Origin of the sequence: Psychrobacter namhaensis (genome assembly GCF_016107545.1) — a bacterium.
Classification (GTDB): Bacteria; Pseudomonadota; Gammaproteobacteria; order Pseudomonadales; family Moraxellaceae; genus Psychrobacter; species Psychrobacter namhaensis.
Genome location: NZ_JABASS010000006.1, coordinates 108,983 through 123,676, shown reverse-complemented (window position 1 = coordinate 123,676; position 14,694 = coordinate 108,983). Strand labels below are relative to the sequence as shown.

16 protein-coding genes are annotated in these 14,694 nt (G+C 45.6%); 8 read left to right on the top strand and 8 right to left on the bottom strand.

Features of this window, described 5'->3' with window-relative positions:
* Nucleotides 1-36: 36 nt before the first annotated feature.
* The 5 genes from JFC06_RS06840 to rpmI all read right to left on the bottom strand — a co-directional run bounded on the left by JFC06_RS06840 (nt 37) and on the right by rpmI (nt 5,079).
* A complete protein-coding gene (locus JFC06_RS06840) occupies nt 37-336 on the bottom strand; it encodes an integration host factor subunit alpha (protein ID WP_193005535.1) in 300 nt (99 codons plus the stop codon).
* Between the two features lie 225 nt (nt 337-561).
* On the bottom strand, nt 562-2,976 hold the full coding sequence (gene pheT / locus JFC06_RS06835; protein ID WP_198334444.1) for a phenylalanine--tRNA ligase subunit beta: 2,415 nt from the start codon (nt 2,974-2,976) through the stop codon (nt 562-564).
* 54 nt (nt 2,977-3,030) lie between these two features.
* On the bottom strand, nt 3,031-4,086 hold the full coding sequence (gene pheS, locus JFC06_RS06830; protein WP_198334443.1) for a phenylalanine--tRNA ligase subunit alpha: 1,056 nt from the start codon (nt 4,084-4,086) through the stop codon (nt 3,031-3,033).
* 303 nt (nt 4,087-4,389) lie between these two features.
* On the bottom strand, nt 4,390-4,746 hold the full coding sequence (rplT, locus tag JFC06_RS06825) for a 50S ribosomal protein L20 (protein WP_011281252.1): 357 nt from the start codon (nt 4,744-4,746) through the stop codon (nt 4,390-4,392).
* A gap of 135 nt (nt 4,747-4,881) precedes the next feature.
* Complete coding sequence (gene rpmI / locus JFC06_RS06820) at nt 4,882-5,079, bottom strand: 50S ribosomal protein L35 (RefSeq protein WP_011281253.1); 198 nt, start codon at nt 5,077-5,079, stop codon at nt 4,882-4,884.
* Between the two features lie 435 nt (nt 5,080-5,514).
* Here rpmI and JFC06_RS06815 point away from each other — a divergent pair, with 435 nt between their 5' ends.
* From JFC06_RS06815 to JFC06_RS06785, 7 genes are all read left to right on the top strand, one after another.
* Complete coding sequence (locus tag JFC06_RS06815; protein WP_198334442.1) at nt 5,515-5,958, top strand: thioesterase family protein; 444 nt, start codon at nt 5,515-5,517, stop codon at nt 5,956-5,958.
* A 202-nt stretch (nt 5,959-6,160) separates the two neighbouring features.
* Nucleotides 6,161-6,997, top strand: coding sequence for a bifunctional phosphoribosyl-AMP cyclohydrolase/phosphoribosyl-ATP diphosphatase HisIE (hisIE, locus tag JFC06_RS06810; RefSeq protein ID WP_198334441.1), 837 nt, complete (start codon nt 6,161-6,163; stop codon nt 6,995-6,997).
* Nucleotides 6,998-7,190: 193 nt separating this feature from the next.
* Nucleotides 7,191-7,463, top strand: coding sequence for a Sec-independent protein translocase subunit TatA (tatA, locus tag JFC06_RS06805; RefSeq protein ID WP_198334440.1), 273 nt, complete (start codon nt 7,191-7,193; stop codon nt 7,461-7,463).
* A 50-nt stretch (nt 7,464-7,513) separates the two neighbouring features.
* Nucleotides 7,514-8,110, top strand: a complete 597-nt coding sequence (gene tatB, locus JFC06_RS06800; RefSeq protein ID WP_198334439.1) for a Sec-independent protein translocase protein TatB — start codon at nt 7,514-7,516, stop codon at nt 8,108-8,110.
* 143 nt (nt 8,111-8,253) lie between these two features.
* Complete coding sequence (gene tatC, locus JFC06_RS06795; protein WP_404815019.1) at nt 8,254-8,991, top strand: twin-arginine translocase subunit TatC; 738 nt, start codon at nt 8,254-8,256, stop codon at nt 8,989-8,991.
* A 217-nt stretch (nt 8,992-9,208) separates the two neighbouring features.
* Nucleotides 9,209-10,708, top strand: coding sequence for a UvrD-helicase domain-containing protein (locus JFC06_RS06790; protein ID WP_198334475.1), 1,500 nt, complete (start codon nt 9,209-9,211; stop codon nt 10,706-10,708).
* A 72-nt stretch (nt 10,709-10,780) separates the two neighbouring features.
* Nucleotides 10,781-11,806 carry a tRNA dihydrouridine synthase gene (locus tag JFC06_RS06785; protein ID WP_198334438.1) on the top strand — a complete coding sequence of 342 codons (1,026 nt, stop codon included), beginning with the start codon at nt 10,781-10,783 and terminating at the stop codon, nt 11,804-11,806.
* Nucleotides 11,807-11,852: 46 nt separating this feature from the next.
* Here JFC06_RS06785 and JFC06_RS06780 read toward each other — a convergent pair whose 3' ends face one another.
* Nucleotides 11,853-12,278 carry an MAPEG family protein gene (locus tag JFC06_RS06780; RefSeq protein ID WP_193005545.1) on the bottom strand — a complete coding sequence of 142 codons (426 nt, stop codon included), beginning with the start codon at nt 12,276-12,278 and terminating at the stop codon, nt 11,853-11,855.
* Between the two features lie 14 nt (nt 12,279-12,292).
* Nucleotides 12,293-12,706 carry an OsmC family protein gene (locus JFC06_RS06775; RefSeq protein ID WP_198334437.1) on the bottom strand — a complete coding sequence of 138 codons (414 nt, stop codon included), beginning with the start codon at nt 12,704-12,706 and terminating at the stop codon, nt 12,293-12,295.
* 464 nt (nt 12,707-13,170) lie between these two features.
* Between JFC06_RS06775 and JFC06_RS06770 the strand changes: the two genes are divergently transcribed.
* Nucleotides 13,171-13,689 (top strand): RNA pyrophosphohydrolase, encoded by a 519-nt coding sequence (locus JFC06_RS06770; RefSeq protein ID WP_193005547.1) that lies wholly within the window; start codon nt 13,171-13,173, stop codon nt 13,687-13,689.
* Nucleotides 13,690-13,807: 118 nt separating this feature from the next.
* Here the strand turns inward: JFC06_RS06770 and JFC06_RS06765 are convergent, their stop codons facing one another.
* The gene (locus JFC06_RS06765; protein ID WP_198334436.1) at nt 13,808-14,623 is read right to left on the bottom strand and encodes an NRDE family protein; all 816 of its coding nucleotides are present in this window, start codon (nt 14,621-14,623) and stop codon (nt 13,808-13,810) included.
* Between the last annotated feature and the right edge of the window lie 71 nt (nt 14,624-14,694).

The window sequence follows — 14,694 nt, the reverse complement described above, 5'->3', positions numbered from 1 at the left end:
GTTAAATTATCAACAAAGTAACTGCGCCAGTTTACATTAAGCATCAAACAGACGCTCATCGACTTTTTGACGGAATTTTTGTCCCGTTTTAAAGGTCACCACACGGCGTGCAGATACTGCAACAGGCTCTCCTGTTTTAGGATTACGACCTGGACGGCTATTTTTATCTTTCAGTTCGAAGTTGCCAAAGCCTGAAAGCTTGACCTCTTTGCCATCAATCAAACTCTCTGACAATTCATCAAAAAAACTCTCCACCAAACAGCGGCCTTCTTGGCGTGTGAGGTTAAGATGACTCATCAAATGCTCAATCATGTCAGATTTGGTTAAGGTGCTCACAGTACGACTCCTATGCTATGTCGTGATGTCAAATATCATGGTTTAGCGGTATGAGGGTAGCTATTATAAAGGTTTTTTGCCTTCTTTTTCACAAAGATTGCATTAAAGTCCTTTATTAATAACCACTTAGCACGCCCTATCAATAACAGTTTTTACAAATAGCAATGCTCTATAGCCTCAACAATGAAAAGACTATAGAGCATCACGTGTTAACGATAACAAATTTTAGCTGTCACGCAGCTGCACTGCGTGTTGGTCAACCAGCGCTTGCACCACCTTATCAGTGGCCGTTTTTACTGCTTCGTCAGACAAGGTTTGCGTACTGTCTTGCCACACTAATGCAAAAGCTAATGAACGCTGTCCTGCTGGTACGTTGTCACCTTGATAAACATCGAACAACCAAAGATCGGTCAATAGATTACCGGCAGCAGTACGTATCGTTGACGCTAGCGTTTGTACGCTAGTATCGCTATCTACTAAGATGGCGATGTCGCGACGTACTTGTGGGAATTTACTAGGCGTGGTGATCGCATGCTGCTCACGGGCGAGAGTCAGCAACGGCGCAAGTGACAATTGAGCCACCCATGTCGTAGGCAAATCCAACTGTTTGGCCGTGCTTGGATGCAACTGACCTAGCCAACCAACGTATACGTCGTCGATATATAATTTAGCGCTTTGGCCGGGGTGCAAGAAGGCAAGCCCACTACGCTCATAGCGAATACGGGCGCTATCGATTTGCGCTGGTAGCAGTTGCTCAATATCGTGTTTTAAGTCATAAAAATCTAGCGCACGATTTTGATAAGCTTGCTCATCCCATACGTCACCCACTGCCACCAAAGCAATACTTGGTGTTTGGACCAAGTCGCTCACGCTCTGACCGACGAAGCTAAGGCCTGTCTCAAAAAAACGGACACGTGGCTGCTGACGGTTTAGATTGTACTGTACACATGGCAATAAGCTAGAGAGCAAAGTACGGCGCATCACCGCCAAATCACTAGAGATTGGGTTGGCCAATGCCAAAACCTCACCCAATGCTTCATCATCGAGCAAGGCTTCTAGTTTTGCATCGCTAAAGCTAAAGCTAATCGCTTCCATATAGCCGTTGTCGACCAGCGCCAGCTTCATCTCATGAATCAAGTCTGCGGTATCGTCATAATCCATACTCACTTGCAAATGCGGCAAGACACTTGGAATATTGTCATAGCCATAGATGCGGGCAATCTCTTCGATCAAGTCCTCGAGGATACTCATATCAAAGCGATAAGACGGCGGCTTGCAAACCAGCGCGTCGCTCTGTTGCTCTACGTCAAAACCCAGTTGGATTAAGATACGCACCATCTCTGATGGATCAATCTCAATACCAATAACGTCACGGACTTTAGCGATTGGCAACGTGATGGGCGCGCACACTGGCAGATATTTAGAGTGCTCAACTGTCACGATCTGTCCAGCTTGCCCCGCCGTAATGCTAGTGATTAAATCACAAGCTCGTGCGAGCGCAATCTCTGGTAACTCAAAATCCACCCCACGCTCAAAGCGCTGTGATGCATCAGTATGAAGACCAAAGCGGCGTGCGCGCGCAGCGATCGCTAACGGGTTAAAAAAAGCACTTTCTAAGACGATGTTGGTCGTACTGTCGGTGACACTACTACGCTGACCACCCATGATACCAGCAAGTGCTAACGCCCCTTTGTCATCGGCAATCACTAACTCATCACCCGTTAAGGTAATGGTTTGCTCATTGAGCAACGTCAGGCTTTCTTCAGGCTGTGCCAAACGCACCACGATATCGCCTTTGATCGTATCGGCATCAAATGCATGTAGCGGCTGCCCCAACTCCATCAACACATAGTTGGTCACATCGACTAAGAAGTTATGCGAACGTAATCCGGATTGCACCAGCGCGTCTTGCATCCATTTTGGTGTGTCGATACTACGATCGATATTGCTAATAGATTGCAACAAATAACGTGGACACGCTTCTATTGCACTGACGGTTACGGCGGGCGTAGGCGTATCAGCGCCGTTATCAGTAACTGCCACATTGGCAGGGATCTCTGGCATTTGCATCGGCAAATTGTTAATGACCGATATCTCGCGGGCAATACCGCGTACGCTAAAGCAATCGCCACGGTTTGGGGTGATTGAGATATCCAATATCTGATTGTCTAAGCCTAAATAGTCACGGATATCGGTACCGACTGGTGCATCAGCTGGCAGCTCAAGCAGACCATCAATGCTATCGGTTAAATCAATCTCGGATGCGCCGCAGAGCATACCGTTTGAAGCCACACCGCGCAGTTTGCTTTTTTTGATTTTAAAGCCTTTCTTGTCATCGCTCGGTAATACTGCACCAACGGTAGCCACTGGTGCTTTCATACCAACAGTAACGTTGGGTGCGCCGCAGACAATTTGTACGGGCTCAGCGCCACCGATATTCACCTGTGTGACGCGTAGCTTATCCGCATCTGGATGCGGCTCAATGCTGATGACTTCACCGACGACCACGCCACTGAATGCACGGGCAACTGCATAACGATCGTCAATCTCAAGCCCTGCCATGGTCAGCTGTTCGGCCAACTGCTCACTGGTATTATCGGGATTTACCCATTGACGTAGCCACTGTTCGCTAATTTTCATAAATATCTCGAATCAAATTTTTGGAGTAAAGGTAGACGTATTAACAACGAAACTCTAGCCAAATTGCTTTAAGAAGCGTACGTCGTTTTGGAAAAACAAACGCAAATCATCGATACCGTAATACAGCATCGCAAAGCGCTCAATACCCATGCCAAAAGCAAAACCTGTGTATTTGTCACTATCGATACCGCAGTTGGTCAGCACTTGTGGATGCACCATGCCGCAGCCCATCACTTCAAGCCATTTGCCATTATCGTCGAGGATGTCTACTTCAGCAGAAGGCTCTGTAAATGGGAAAAATGACGGACGGAAACGTACGGTCAGCTCTTTGGCAAAAAACGCCTCTAAAAACTCGCTAATCAACCCTTTTAGCTCAGCAAAAGTGCTCGACTCTGTGACCATGAGCCCTTCTAGTTGATGAAACATCGGTGAATGAGTTTGGTCTGAATCATTGCGATACACACGGCCGGGGCAAATAATACGAATCGGCGGCTCATTCTTTTCCATGGTCCGAATCTGCACCGGGCTGGTATGCGTACGCAGTAAATAATGCGCATCAAAATAAAAAGTATCGTGCATCGCGCGGGCTGGATGGTGCGACGGAATATTTAGCGCCTCAAAGTTGTAGTAATCGCTCTCAACTTCAGGGCCAGTTGCCACGTTGAAGCCTGCTTGAACAAAGTACTGCTGCATACGCTGGGTAATCATGGTGACTGGATGCAAGTGACCCTTTTGCCCACCGCGAGCAGGTAACGTAACATCAATACTCTCGGCTTCTAACTTGGCATTGAGCGCGGCGACCTCAAGCTGCTGCTGCTGATCGCTCAGTGCTTGCTGAATGCGGCTACGCACCTGATGCAACCAGCCACCGTAGGTCTTTTTATCGTCAGCATCGAGCTTACCCATCTGCTTTGACCAGCCCGTTAATGGGCTTTTCTTACCAGTCAATTGCACTCGTAAGTCTTGTAGGGTACGCGCATCGGTTACTTGCAGAACTAAAGCTTCAGCGGCACTCGCAAACTCGATAAGCTGAGCTTCATTAAGCTCATTGAGCTCTGAGGACAAGGTCGGTAGCGCCGACAAGTCGTTGGTGGCGGCAGGGGTAGTCATAAGACGCATTATTCCTGATTTAAACGGGCTGTTAATTGTAGGGATTTGACCAAATATTGCAAACCATTTACCCAGTCATTTTAGTACAAAGACAGATGATATGAATGGCTTGAATATTTAGACGGTGATCAGCGTGTTTTGACGTCAATCAAGTCCAACATCGCATACGCTTAAAATAATTTAATATAAAAAAAGCCACCGACCAGCGGTAGCTTTTATTAATATCGTACTATTAATCAATATTAGTCCTATCCGTTTAGATACTTGCTTAAGTAAGCCTGATACCTAAAGGATGGGTAATATTTAGGCCAATTCCGCTTTTGCTTTTTCGACCAATGCTGTGAAAGTCGCTGCATCATGCATAGCGATGTCTGCTAGAACGCGACGATCGATGGCGATGTTAGCTTTTTTCATGCCATTGATAAAGCGGCTATAGCTTAAGCCGTTTAAGCGTGCACCAGCATTGATACGTGCGATCCAAAGACGACGGAAAGTACGTTTTTTGTTGCGACGGTCACGATATGCATATTGACCAGCTTTGGTCACTGCTTGTACCGCTACGCGGTAAACACGTGAACGGGCACCGTAGTAGCCTTTTGCGCGCTTTAAGATTTTTTTGTGACGGCGATTTGCCTGTACACCACGTTTTACACGGGCCATAATTTACTCCAAGATTTCTTTAATCATTGTTAAACGAATCACGATGTCATTGAATAATAGACATCGTTGTCAGATTGCAAAGTCAGATATCTTTAATCAAATAATTTTTAATTAAACACAAGTGACAATAGGCTATTAGATGTATGGGCACATACGACGAACTGCTGCTTCGTCAGACTTGTCCACCATCTTAAGACCGCGCAACTGGCGAATACGCTTAGCTGATTTCTTGGTCAAAATATGGCTTTTGAATGCTTGCTTACGCTTAAAGCCGTTCGCTGTTTTTTTGAAGCGTTTAGCGGCACCGCTTCTGGTTTTCATCTTAACTTTCATGATGATTTGCCTCTTTTTCTGTGTTAGAACCTGGTCGTCAAATAGTAATAATGAATAATCATCATATAAACAACAACTATCTCTCTATTTGCCTCGAGGTGGGAGGCGCTATTTTAGCAGATAGCACGTTGTTTTGCCAAGTAAAGTTTTGGCTCTCTTCTAGTCGCCCATAAAGACAAACAACCTGTATGAGCTGAGTGACGATCTGCTCATACAGCATCCTAATAAAAAAACGAATATTTTTCTAAATAGATTGAATGTCAGTTGCAGCTGTGCTTTAGTAACACTAAGCTTTGGTATAATCTAAGCACCGATAAAGCAACGCTATTGACCACTTTTATTGACTCTACATCCTATGGTCATAATCATTATGACGCAGCCCACCTATCCCATGATAAGCAGAGCTCATCACCTGCAATCAGTCTAGGAGATAACGTGTCAAAACATGAGTTAAACTTTGATAATGATCTATTCGTCTTCGAGACGGTAATGCGTGTGCGTCATACCGAAATCGATACTGGGCAATATATGACGCTTGAATCCCTGACCGCTTTATTATCTGAGGCACGCTTAAGGTTTTTATACTCTAAAGGTATTAAAGAGGTCAACGCGGACTATCAAGGCTTATTGGTTGATGAGTTACAGCTACATATCATGAGCCGTGTACGGGTACGTGAAGAGCTATTGTTTGAGGTGGGCGTTGAGCCACTGTATGATAAGGGCGGCAACTTGATAACAAGAGTCACCCGTATGTACACGGGTGAAACGGTGGCAAAAGCACGGCAGCATTTTGTCAGTTATGACTTTCGCCTGAATAAGACAACCCCACTTGATCACACGATCAAAGAAGCGTTGTATCCGCATCTGTTTAAGCATTAAAATGACGCTATACATTAGGCGCACGTACAATAATAGGGTGTCAGCTTAGATAGTAGTATGTCAGCTCAAACAGCAACTGATTCAAATGTTGCCCTTATACCGATAACAGTCTGACTCAAATCACTCTGACCATCCATAGAATGGTCAATGACTAACCCCTTACCCTTTTTTTACTTTTTCACTATAAGATGATAGACATATTATGACTTTACCTGCTTGGCTGACCGCCATAAATTTTAATGCTGATGGTTTAATTCCGGCAATTGCTCAAGATCACAAGTCTGGTCGTATTTTGATGATGGCTTGGATGAATAGCGACGCGCTGCAATTGACTGCGCAAACACAAACCGCGGTTTATTTTTCGCGCTCGCGGGCCAAATTGTGGCACAAAGGAGAGTCGTCAGGTCACACTCAGACCGTACATGATATTCGCTTGGACTGTGACGCCGATGTGATTGTGCTTAGTGTCACCCAAGCGGGTGGCATTGCTTGCCATACTGGGCGCGAGTCTTGTTTTTACCAGCGTTTAGATTTATCTGGCCAAACACCAAAATGGCAGACGGTTGATAAAGTCCTAAAAGACCCTGCTGATATTTATCAAGCCCATGAGTCTACCAGTGCCAATTCTCAAACCAAAAACACTCGCGCAACTGCCAACCCTGACACGGGCCAAGCACGCGTTGATAAAAACTCGGTGTTACAACAACTGGATCAGGTATTGGTAGAGCGAAAACAAGCCGATGCTGACAGCTCTTATGTGGCCAGCTTGTACGCTAAAGGCTTGAATAAGATATTAGAAAAAGTTGGTGAAGAGAGTACGGAGAGTATCATCGCTGCCAAAGACTTTGCCAATTGTGATGAAAATAGAGACAAAGCGCAGTACGATGAGGCCCGTCATGAGCTCATTTATGAAGTGGCGGATGTCTGGTTTCATACCTTGGTTGGACTGGCGTGGTTCGATATAGAGTCAGATGCCGTGTTAAACGAGCTGGGTCGGCGCTTTGGTCTCTCAGGAATCGATGAAAAAGCCGCACGTTAACTTGTAAAATGACAAAATAAGCGCCTAATCTATTTGATTGTGGTTGCTTTCACCTTTTTGTCATAAGGGCAGGTTATAATATAGCTCTGTTTCACTTCAAACTATATATCGATGCTTTTTGTTTTATTTTCACGCTTTTATAAACTCAAAGCACGCATATAAAGACTGAAAACCAAGTCACAAGGATACCATTATGGGTAGTTTTTCTATTACGCATTGGCTGATACTGTTGGTTGTGGTGGTTGTCGTATTTGGCACCTCAAAACTCAGGAATGCTGGCAAAGATTTGGGCGGTGCGGTCAAAGGCTTTAAAGAAGCGGTCAAAGACGAAGAGAGCGATCATGCCAAAAAGCATGTTGTCCTCGACCACGAGGGCAATGCACGTACAACAGAACATCCAGCAAACAAAAAGGTGAATGATAGCGATATTCATACTGCGCCTGCTGATGACAAGCACAATGTATAACGCTTACAGCCTCTAGCCTGCTTCATTTAAAATAGTGACATTCAGCCGTTATGTTTGATATTGGGTTTTCTGAATTACTCCTCTTTGGTGTTATCGCCCTCATTGTCTTGGGTCCAGAAAAACTGCCTCAGGCAGCGCGTACCGCTGGGCAATGGTATGCCAAGATTCGTCGCACGGTCTCCACCCTACAGTCTGAGATAGAGGCGGAGCTGGACTTAGCTGAGACACGGCAACAAATGCAAAAAGAGCTGGCTAAGATTCGCCAAACTGAAGCAGAGATGAGGCGAGAGATGGCTGAGATGCGGGGCAATATGAAAGAGTTTGAAAGCTCGCAAAGCCACTCAATAAAGGCCACACATACCACCGTCACGAATAAAGAGCACGCAGAAGTCAGCCCAGAACCAGAGCACGATCTCAACGATGATGGTGTAGGCGCGGCCAACCGTAGCAATACTCTGCCAGTTGCTCAACCCATGATCACCAGACCATGGGAAAACATGTGGTTTCGCCTAGGTGCTTATGACAAGGCGCGTCGTCTGCCTATGCCGCCATACTTACCGAACTATAAGGCCGATACGTTATTAAACGCTCATTTGGACAAGCCCTTAAAGCCACAGGCTTCTGTAAATCAGCAGGAAACCAAATAATGGGATTGTTCAAACGCAAAAAAAGCCGCCAAGAAAAAATCACTGATATAGATGTGGCTCACCCAGATACCCCAGACGTTAAAGCAACGGCAAAGGCAGACCATGACAAGGAGTCTGGCGAGGTTTTAAATGCGTTGGCTGATATGCCTATTACTGAGCATCTGATTGAACTGCGTAGACACCTCATCAAAATATGTGTGGCGGTACTGGTGATATTTTTGGGTTTAGCAGGGTTTTCACGCGAGCTGTATAATTTTTTGTCAGATCCGTTAGTCGCCCAGTTGCCTGCTAACTCGACGATGATTGCGACAGACATCACCTCCAACTTTATGGCACCGATACGACTGACCGTTTTTGTTGCCGCGTTTTTGGCGATGCCCTATATTCTCTACCAAATCTGGTCATTTGTCGCGCCTGGCTTGTATAAAAAAGAAAAGAAAATCGCTATACCAGTGCTTCTGTCTTCTATCTTTTTATTCTATGCTGGCGTGGCTTTCTCTTATTTTATCGTGCTAAAAGGCGTGTTGAAATTCTTTATCATGTTTGCCCCGCAAAACGTCCTACCGATGACAGATATCGATAGTTATCTAAACTTTGCCTTAAAATTATTTATGGTGTTTGGGTTAACGTTTGAGATTCCAGTGGTGACCTTGCTATTGATATTGGCTGGCATTGTCTCCATTCAGAGCCTAGAAGATAAACGTCGTTATATTATTGTTGGTTGTTTTGCCGTGGCGGCCGTCGTCACACCGCCTGATGGCGTATCGATGCTAATGCTAGCGATTCCAATGTGGTTATTGTTTGAGCTTGGATTGTTTTTGGCTAAAATTTTAATCAAAGATGAGCCTAGCCCTGCTCTTGCCTCAATAGATAAAGAATAAAAGACTTAATGTCCTTACGTGGTTTGATATAAATCTATTCAATAGAAAAAAATAATGTTTTAATTTACCATTATTTTGTTTTTCCCTTATCCCATGAATGAGCTCAGTGCTTATTATCACGATTGAGCATCACTATCGTCTATCAGCCATTGTTTATGCAGTGGCTTTTTTGCCGTCGTTGTTTTTAATCCCTTTTCGTATTTTAGGTAGCTTTATTATGTCCGCATCTATGCCAGCTTATATGAGCGATCCCACTGACGAGCAGCTGAGTGCGCTGAATATGGCAATGGATCACAAGTCATTTAAAGTGGTCGCTTATGCGGGCGCTGGTAAGACAACGACACTAAAACTGATCGGTGAACGTCTACGTGGACGCGGTTTGTACTTGGCTTTTAACAAAGCCATTGCCAATGATGCTCGCTCCAAGTTTCCGCCCCATGTAGAATGTCGCACCTTTCACTCGCTGGCCTATCGACATGTCGCTCGCGATATCACTGCCAAGCTGTCGTTGCCACGCTTTTCTCCCAAACGTCTCGGTGATGATTTGGGATTGCAACCTGTGCAAGTACGTCGGCAAATGGATGGCGTGAATAAATACATTACCCTGACGCCAGCTCGTCTGTCGCGATTCGTCAGCGATGCTGTGAGCAATTTTTGTAGTACGCATGCCAGCTATCCTGCACCCAGGCACATACTGTTTCCAAGCTGGCTCGATGCGTCAGATGCAGAGCAGCTACGTGAGATGCTCTACCCTGCCGTTGAGCAGCGCTGGCTACAGTCGATCGATGCCCGTCATCCTGCCGGTATCGGACATGACATTTATCTCAAGCTTTGGGCGTTGTCCAAGCCTAGCATTCCAGCGGACTTTATCTTATTTGATGAAGCGCAAGATGCTGATCCCTTGATGATGGGGATTTTGACTCAGCAGCCACGGCAAGTGATTTATGTGGGTGACGCGCATCAGCAGATTTACGAATGGCGCGGTGCAGTCAATGCCATGAAAAAACTGCCCCTACCGCAAACCTTATTGACCCAGTCGTTTCGCTTTGGTGAACCGATTGCAGAAGTGGCCAATACTCTATTAAAAGCCTTGCAAGAAGACGTACCGCTAAAAGGCAATCCCAATAAACAATCCTCTACCGACAAAGGCATGGTACATAGTAAAAAAGATGCCATTTTGTGCCGTACCAATGCCGCAGCCATGGCGCAGCTATTGACAGGTCTTAAACTTGGCCATCGGGTGGCGCTACAAGCCGATACCGATCGCATGCTCAAATTCTGTCAGGCGGCAGAAAATTTAAAAAACGGCAAATCCGCTTACGGCGTACCCGAGCTGGCGTATTTTTATAATTGGGGTGATGTACAAGAGTACGCCGAAACCTCTGAGGGCAGCGATCTAAAAACCCTAGTCAAATTGGTCGACGATCATGGCACCAATGTGCTCAGCCAAGCGGTCAACAGCCTAACCAGTATCGAAAATGCTGACTATGTCATCTCTACGGCCCATAAAGCCAAAGGGCTGGAATGGGGAAAAGTACAATTGGATGATGACTTTTATTATGATGTCACCACCAATGCTGTCAAAATAAGCCCAGAAGAATTGCGCTTGCTTTATGTCGCCTGTACGCGCGCGCAGAGTAATTTGGATATTCATAATATTAAAGACTTGATATCAGGATTACAGACGGGCAAAAAAGTGATTTTCGGCAACACTTAACCCTTCTTAGTATTATCGATCAACCTAAAACCTGATCTATTTATAACGACTTCTTAGCAGTGAATAACCAGCATGAACCATAATCAGCAGCTTCAAGCACGACAAAACACCATACACCAGTTATTTGCTGACCCTGTCCGCCTCCTTGCACCAATGGAGGGCCTGACTGATCCTTTGATGCGGCAAATCTTAACGCAAATTGCCGCCGACTTGGGCCGTCCTTATGATTGGTCAGTCAGTGAGTTTATTCGAGTCACTCAGCATCTCTTGCCTGCTCACGTATTTTATAAATACGTCCCTGAGCTGCACCATGGCGCCAAGACAGCATCAGGCACGCCCATTCACGTACAGCTACTCGGTAGCGACGCGCAGCTCATGGCAGAAAATGCGGCTTATGCTTGTGAGCTTGGCGCACCAGCCATTGATATCAACTTTGGTTGTCCTGCTAAGACCGTCAATAGTCATCGTGGCGGCTCAGTGCTGCTTGATGAACCAGAAGTGATGTACGACATTATCAGCGCCGTGCGTCGAGCTGTACCTACCGATGTTCCTGTGTCTGCGAAGATTCGTTTGGGCTATACCGACACCAGTCGCATGGATGACATTCGCGCAGCCATTGCTTCTAGCGGCGCTGATTGGCTGACCATTCATGCCCGCACAAAAACCCAAGGCTATAAGCCGCCTGCCTATTGGGATAAAATCCAAAATTTTAATGCGCTTAGCATTCCAGTGATTGCCAATGGCGAGATATGGACAGCAGAGCAAGCAAAGGATTGTATGACTCAAGCAGCAACCCCCCACCTAATGTTAGGTCGCGGCGCAGTCACTCGTCCCGATTTGATTGCACAAGTCGATAGTGACCGTCATAAAAATTCAGAAAATACGACGATACTATTGTGGCAAGATCTGATCGCTCATCAGATTAAATTCTTAGAGGGCGCAGCTAAAAATGACGTGGTTTTAGTGGGTCGCTATAAGCAGTGGCTGGGTATGCTGACCAAAGGTTATCGTGAGGCGCAAACCCTGTGGGAAGGTATCAAACGAGAAAAAAACAAAGCAGCAATTATTAGCGCACTGTACACCAGTGTAGGCGAATAATTCACTGCTTTTATATTAAAAAAAGGATGTTTATCACTATCTGTCGTTAAACACTGACTCGAATCGCTAAGTAAAATAACATCAAACAACAAGCAATCGATAACACCCACAGGATGGAGCGAAATGTCGCCAAATTGGTGATGTACGCCGCGCAATACCCAATACGAATCAACACATACAGCCAAGCCAATGTATTGATAATCAGTTGCGGCACAAAGAACAACATGGCCACCAGTACTGCTGCCAAAAATACCGGCAAGGTTTCATAGCTGTTTTGCTGTGCTGCGTTAGCACGTGCGGCCGCACCCGTCGTACGCTGCAGAAAATCACGCGGATGCGCATTGTCAGTCAGACTAAAGCCACCAATGATTTTTGCTGTCAACGCCATTAAAAGCGGCAGTAGGCTTGCTACCACCATGGCCCATATTGCAGAGGCAGCGATATCAGGGACCAATCCAAAGAGTGCATTCATTATTTTCTTTGCCCCTACCCTGCGATAACTTCAAAATCATGCGTGATATTCACGCCGCCTTGTGCCAACATCCGGCTGGCCGAGCAGTATTTTTCTGCTGATAGATTCACAGCCTTTTCAACTTGTTTGTCTTTAATGTTTTGACCCGTCACAACAAAATGCATATGAATGTCAGTGTATACCGCTGGTACTGTTTCAGCACGCTTGGCGGTCAACTCACAACGTACATCTTGTACCTCTTGGCGAGATTTCTGCAGAATCGATACCACATCATAACTCGCACAGCCGCCAAGCCCTAACAAAATAAGCTCCATCGGGCTTGCCCCTTTCTCCTTATCGGCATCGATTTGTACCTCATGTCCTGACGGTGAGACGCCCATAAATGCTTTATTTTCTTGCCACGTAACGCTTGCTTTTGATTCTGACATCTTAGATTTCCCTTAGTTGCTTTTTAATTGGCTTCTTTTTAATTGGTTTTTTTTACTTAAAAAACTGATTATCGAGGTAGGCTATTATGATTTTATACCATCGTTTATTGGGTTAGTGTAGCATAAGCCCAAACCAGATTTTATAAAGACATCACTTACCTAAAAGCCTCTTCGTTTATCCCTTTACTGAGCGGCTGGCAATGAAGCAGACGTCAACCATAAAAATATCTATGACGTAGACCAAAAAATGCCCAATTATAAACCATTGATTTTAAACGGTTAAACTCGTGAAACATTTTATAGCAAAATACTGTTACACATTTTGCTTGTTTCTTGGTTTAATAACGGTAATGAATCTTATTTTTGCCTGATAGCGATAACAATCACCCTATAATAATTATGCTTGCTGTCATGGTATCAGGTCGAAATAAGCGGTATTTTAAACAAATTAAAAAGGTTTAGTCATGATAGATGCAGACGGCTTTCGCGCCAACGTCGGCATCATCTTGGCAAATACACAAGGGCAAGTTCTGTGGGCAAAACGTATTGGTCACAACGCTTGGCAATTCCCGCAAGGTGGTATCGACCGCGGGGAGACGCCGATGGATGCGATGTATCGCGAGCTCTGGGAAGAGGTCGGCCTGCATCCACGTCATGTAGAATTATTGGCAGTGACGCAAGATTGGTTGCGTTATCGACTGCCAAAACGCTATGTGCGGCATGGACAGTACCCTTTATGTATTGGGCAAAAACAAAAATGGTTTTTGCTCCGCTTAGATGAGCCAAATACTCAACATATTCGCTTTGATGAAGGAAAGCCAGAATTTGATCATTGGCAATGGGTCAGCTACTGGTATCCACTTGGACAAGTGATTCACTTTAAACGAGGAGTCTATCGCCGTGCTTTGCAAGAGCTGGTACGCGAGCTTCCCCTAAAACAAGAGCTGATCATTCCTGAACAAGACAATCACTTGTTGGTGTGAAGATCGCTCGGTTGATAACACAACAATACTCGGTTGATAACACAATAATAGATACCCACGATAATCGCTAGAGATTTTAGCCATTATCGTGGGTATTTTTTATGGGCAAGTTTTATCATCATTTTGCATCATGATGACACTCTCTACTGCTAATCCCAGCAGTAATGGTGGCGTCTTTTTTCCTGTCTTTATGCAAAGTTAAAATACTTTGGGTACGCGTCCCATAAGTTGGTGTGTTCTGATCCTTACTGCCAAAAGCAACAGGCTCGATATAAACAGAAGATAGCATCTGCTCAATCTCAACAGCTACGCCAGTATTGGGCAGTTTGTCCGCTGGCGCTTGTGTGCTATCTGATAACACATTGAAGGCCGCCTGTTGCCAGTGCGCAGGTGAGCTGTTCTCTGCAATCAGCGGCAACACTTCTTGCCGTAAACGCGCTCGTAAACGCTCGGTTTTAAACCAGCTTTCTTCTGGTTGACCGTTGGAGAGAACGTGCAGTCCGGTATATAGTGGCGTGGGTGCATGGCCGCGATTATTGACGATGACCGCTTGGGCGGCGTCACCAACGATAAGATTGAAGCCAGCATAGTCTTGTAAGCTCACCTGCCGCGCAAAAGCCATTGGGCTCATACTGCTGGTCAAAAAACGCGTTACCAGCTCACCGCGCGAACGTTCGTTCGAACCTGCCTGTACGCCATCACGAAAGTTCAATACCGCAGCCCAGCGTCCGTTCTGTTGGTGAAAATCTGCACTTTGCTCTTGGTGAACCCCCAACCAAGTACCACCGCTTTGGCTGTCACGCCCAGCATAGATTGGCTGGTCGGGCCACTGGTGCAACCTTTCAGTTGGACGCTGTAAAAACTCATCGCGGTTTGACAGTAGTACCAATGGCAGCTCATCAAACAACTGCCAAGCAATGGCGACAATACACATAACACTCCTTTTGTAGAATCATTCAACGCGTAGACACGTAGGCACTCTGACACGAGTAACAATCCTCGTTT

Excerpts from the sequence above, each read along its gene's own strand:
- pheT (WP_198334444.1), bottom strand. The coding sequence starts at position 2,976 with ATGAAAATTAGCGAACAGTGGCTACGTCAATGGGTAAATCCCGATAAT.
- pheS (WP_198334443.1), bottom strand. The coding sequence starts at position 4,086 with ATGACTACCCCTGCCGCCACCAACGACTTGTCGGCGCTACCGACCTTG.
- rplT (WP_011281252.1), bottom strand. The coding sequence starts at position 4,746 with ATGGCCCGTGTAAAACGTGGTGTACAGGCAAATCGCCGTCACAAAAAA.
- rpmI (WP_011281253.1), bottom strand. The coding sequence starts at position 5,079 with ATGAAAGTTAAGATGAAAACCAGAAGCGGTGCCGCTAAACGCTTCAAA.
- hisIE (WP_198334441.1), top strand. The coding sequence starts at position 6,161 with ATGACTTTACCTGCTTGGCTGACCGCCATAAATTTTAATGCTGATGGT.
- tatA (WP_198334440.1), top strand. The coding sequence starts at position 7,191 with ATGGGTAGTTTTTCTATTACGCATTGGCTGATACTGTTGGTTGTGGTG.
- tatB (WP_198334439.1), top strand. The coding sequence starts at position 7,514 with ATGTTTGATATTGGGTTTTCTGAATTACTCCTCTTTGGTGTTATCGCC.
- tatC (WP_404815019.1), top strand. The coding sequence starts at position 8,254 with ATGCCTATTACTGAGCATCTGATTGAACTGCGTAGACACCTCATCAAA.
- JFC06_RS06790 (WP_198334475.1), top strand. The coding sequence starts at position 9,209 with ATGTCCGCATCTATGCCAGCTTATATGAGCGATCCCACTGACGAGCAG.
- JFC06_RS06785 (WP_198334438.1), top strand. The coding sequence starts at position 10,781 with ATGAACCATAATCAGCAGCTTCAAGCACGACAAAACACCATACACCAG.
- JFC06_RS06780 (WP_193005545.1), bottom strand. The coding sequence starts at position 12,278 with ATGAATGCACTCTTTGGATTGGTCCCTGATATCGCTGCCTCTGCAATA.
- JFC06_RS06775 (WP_198334437.1), bottom strand. The coding sequence starts at position 12,706 with ATGTCAGAATCAAAAGCAAGCGTTACGTGGCAAGAAAATAAAGCATTT.
- JFC06_RS06770 (WP_193005547.1), top strand. The coding sequence starts at position 13,171 with ATGATAGATGCAGACGGCTTTCGCGCCAACGTCGGCATCATCTTGGCA.
- JFC06_RS06765 (WP_198334436.1), bottom strand. The coding sequence starts at position 14,623 with ATGTGTATTGTCGCCATTGCTTGGCAGTTGTTTGATGAGCTGCCATTG.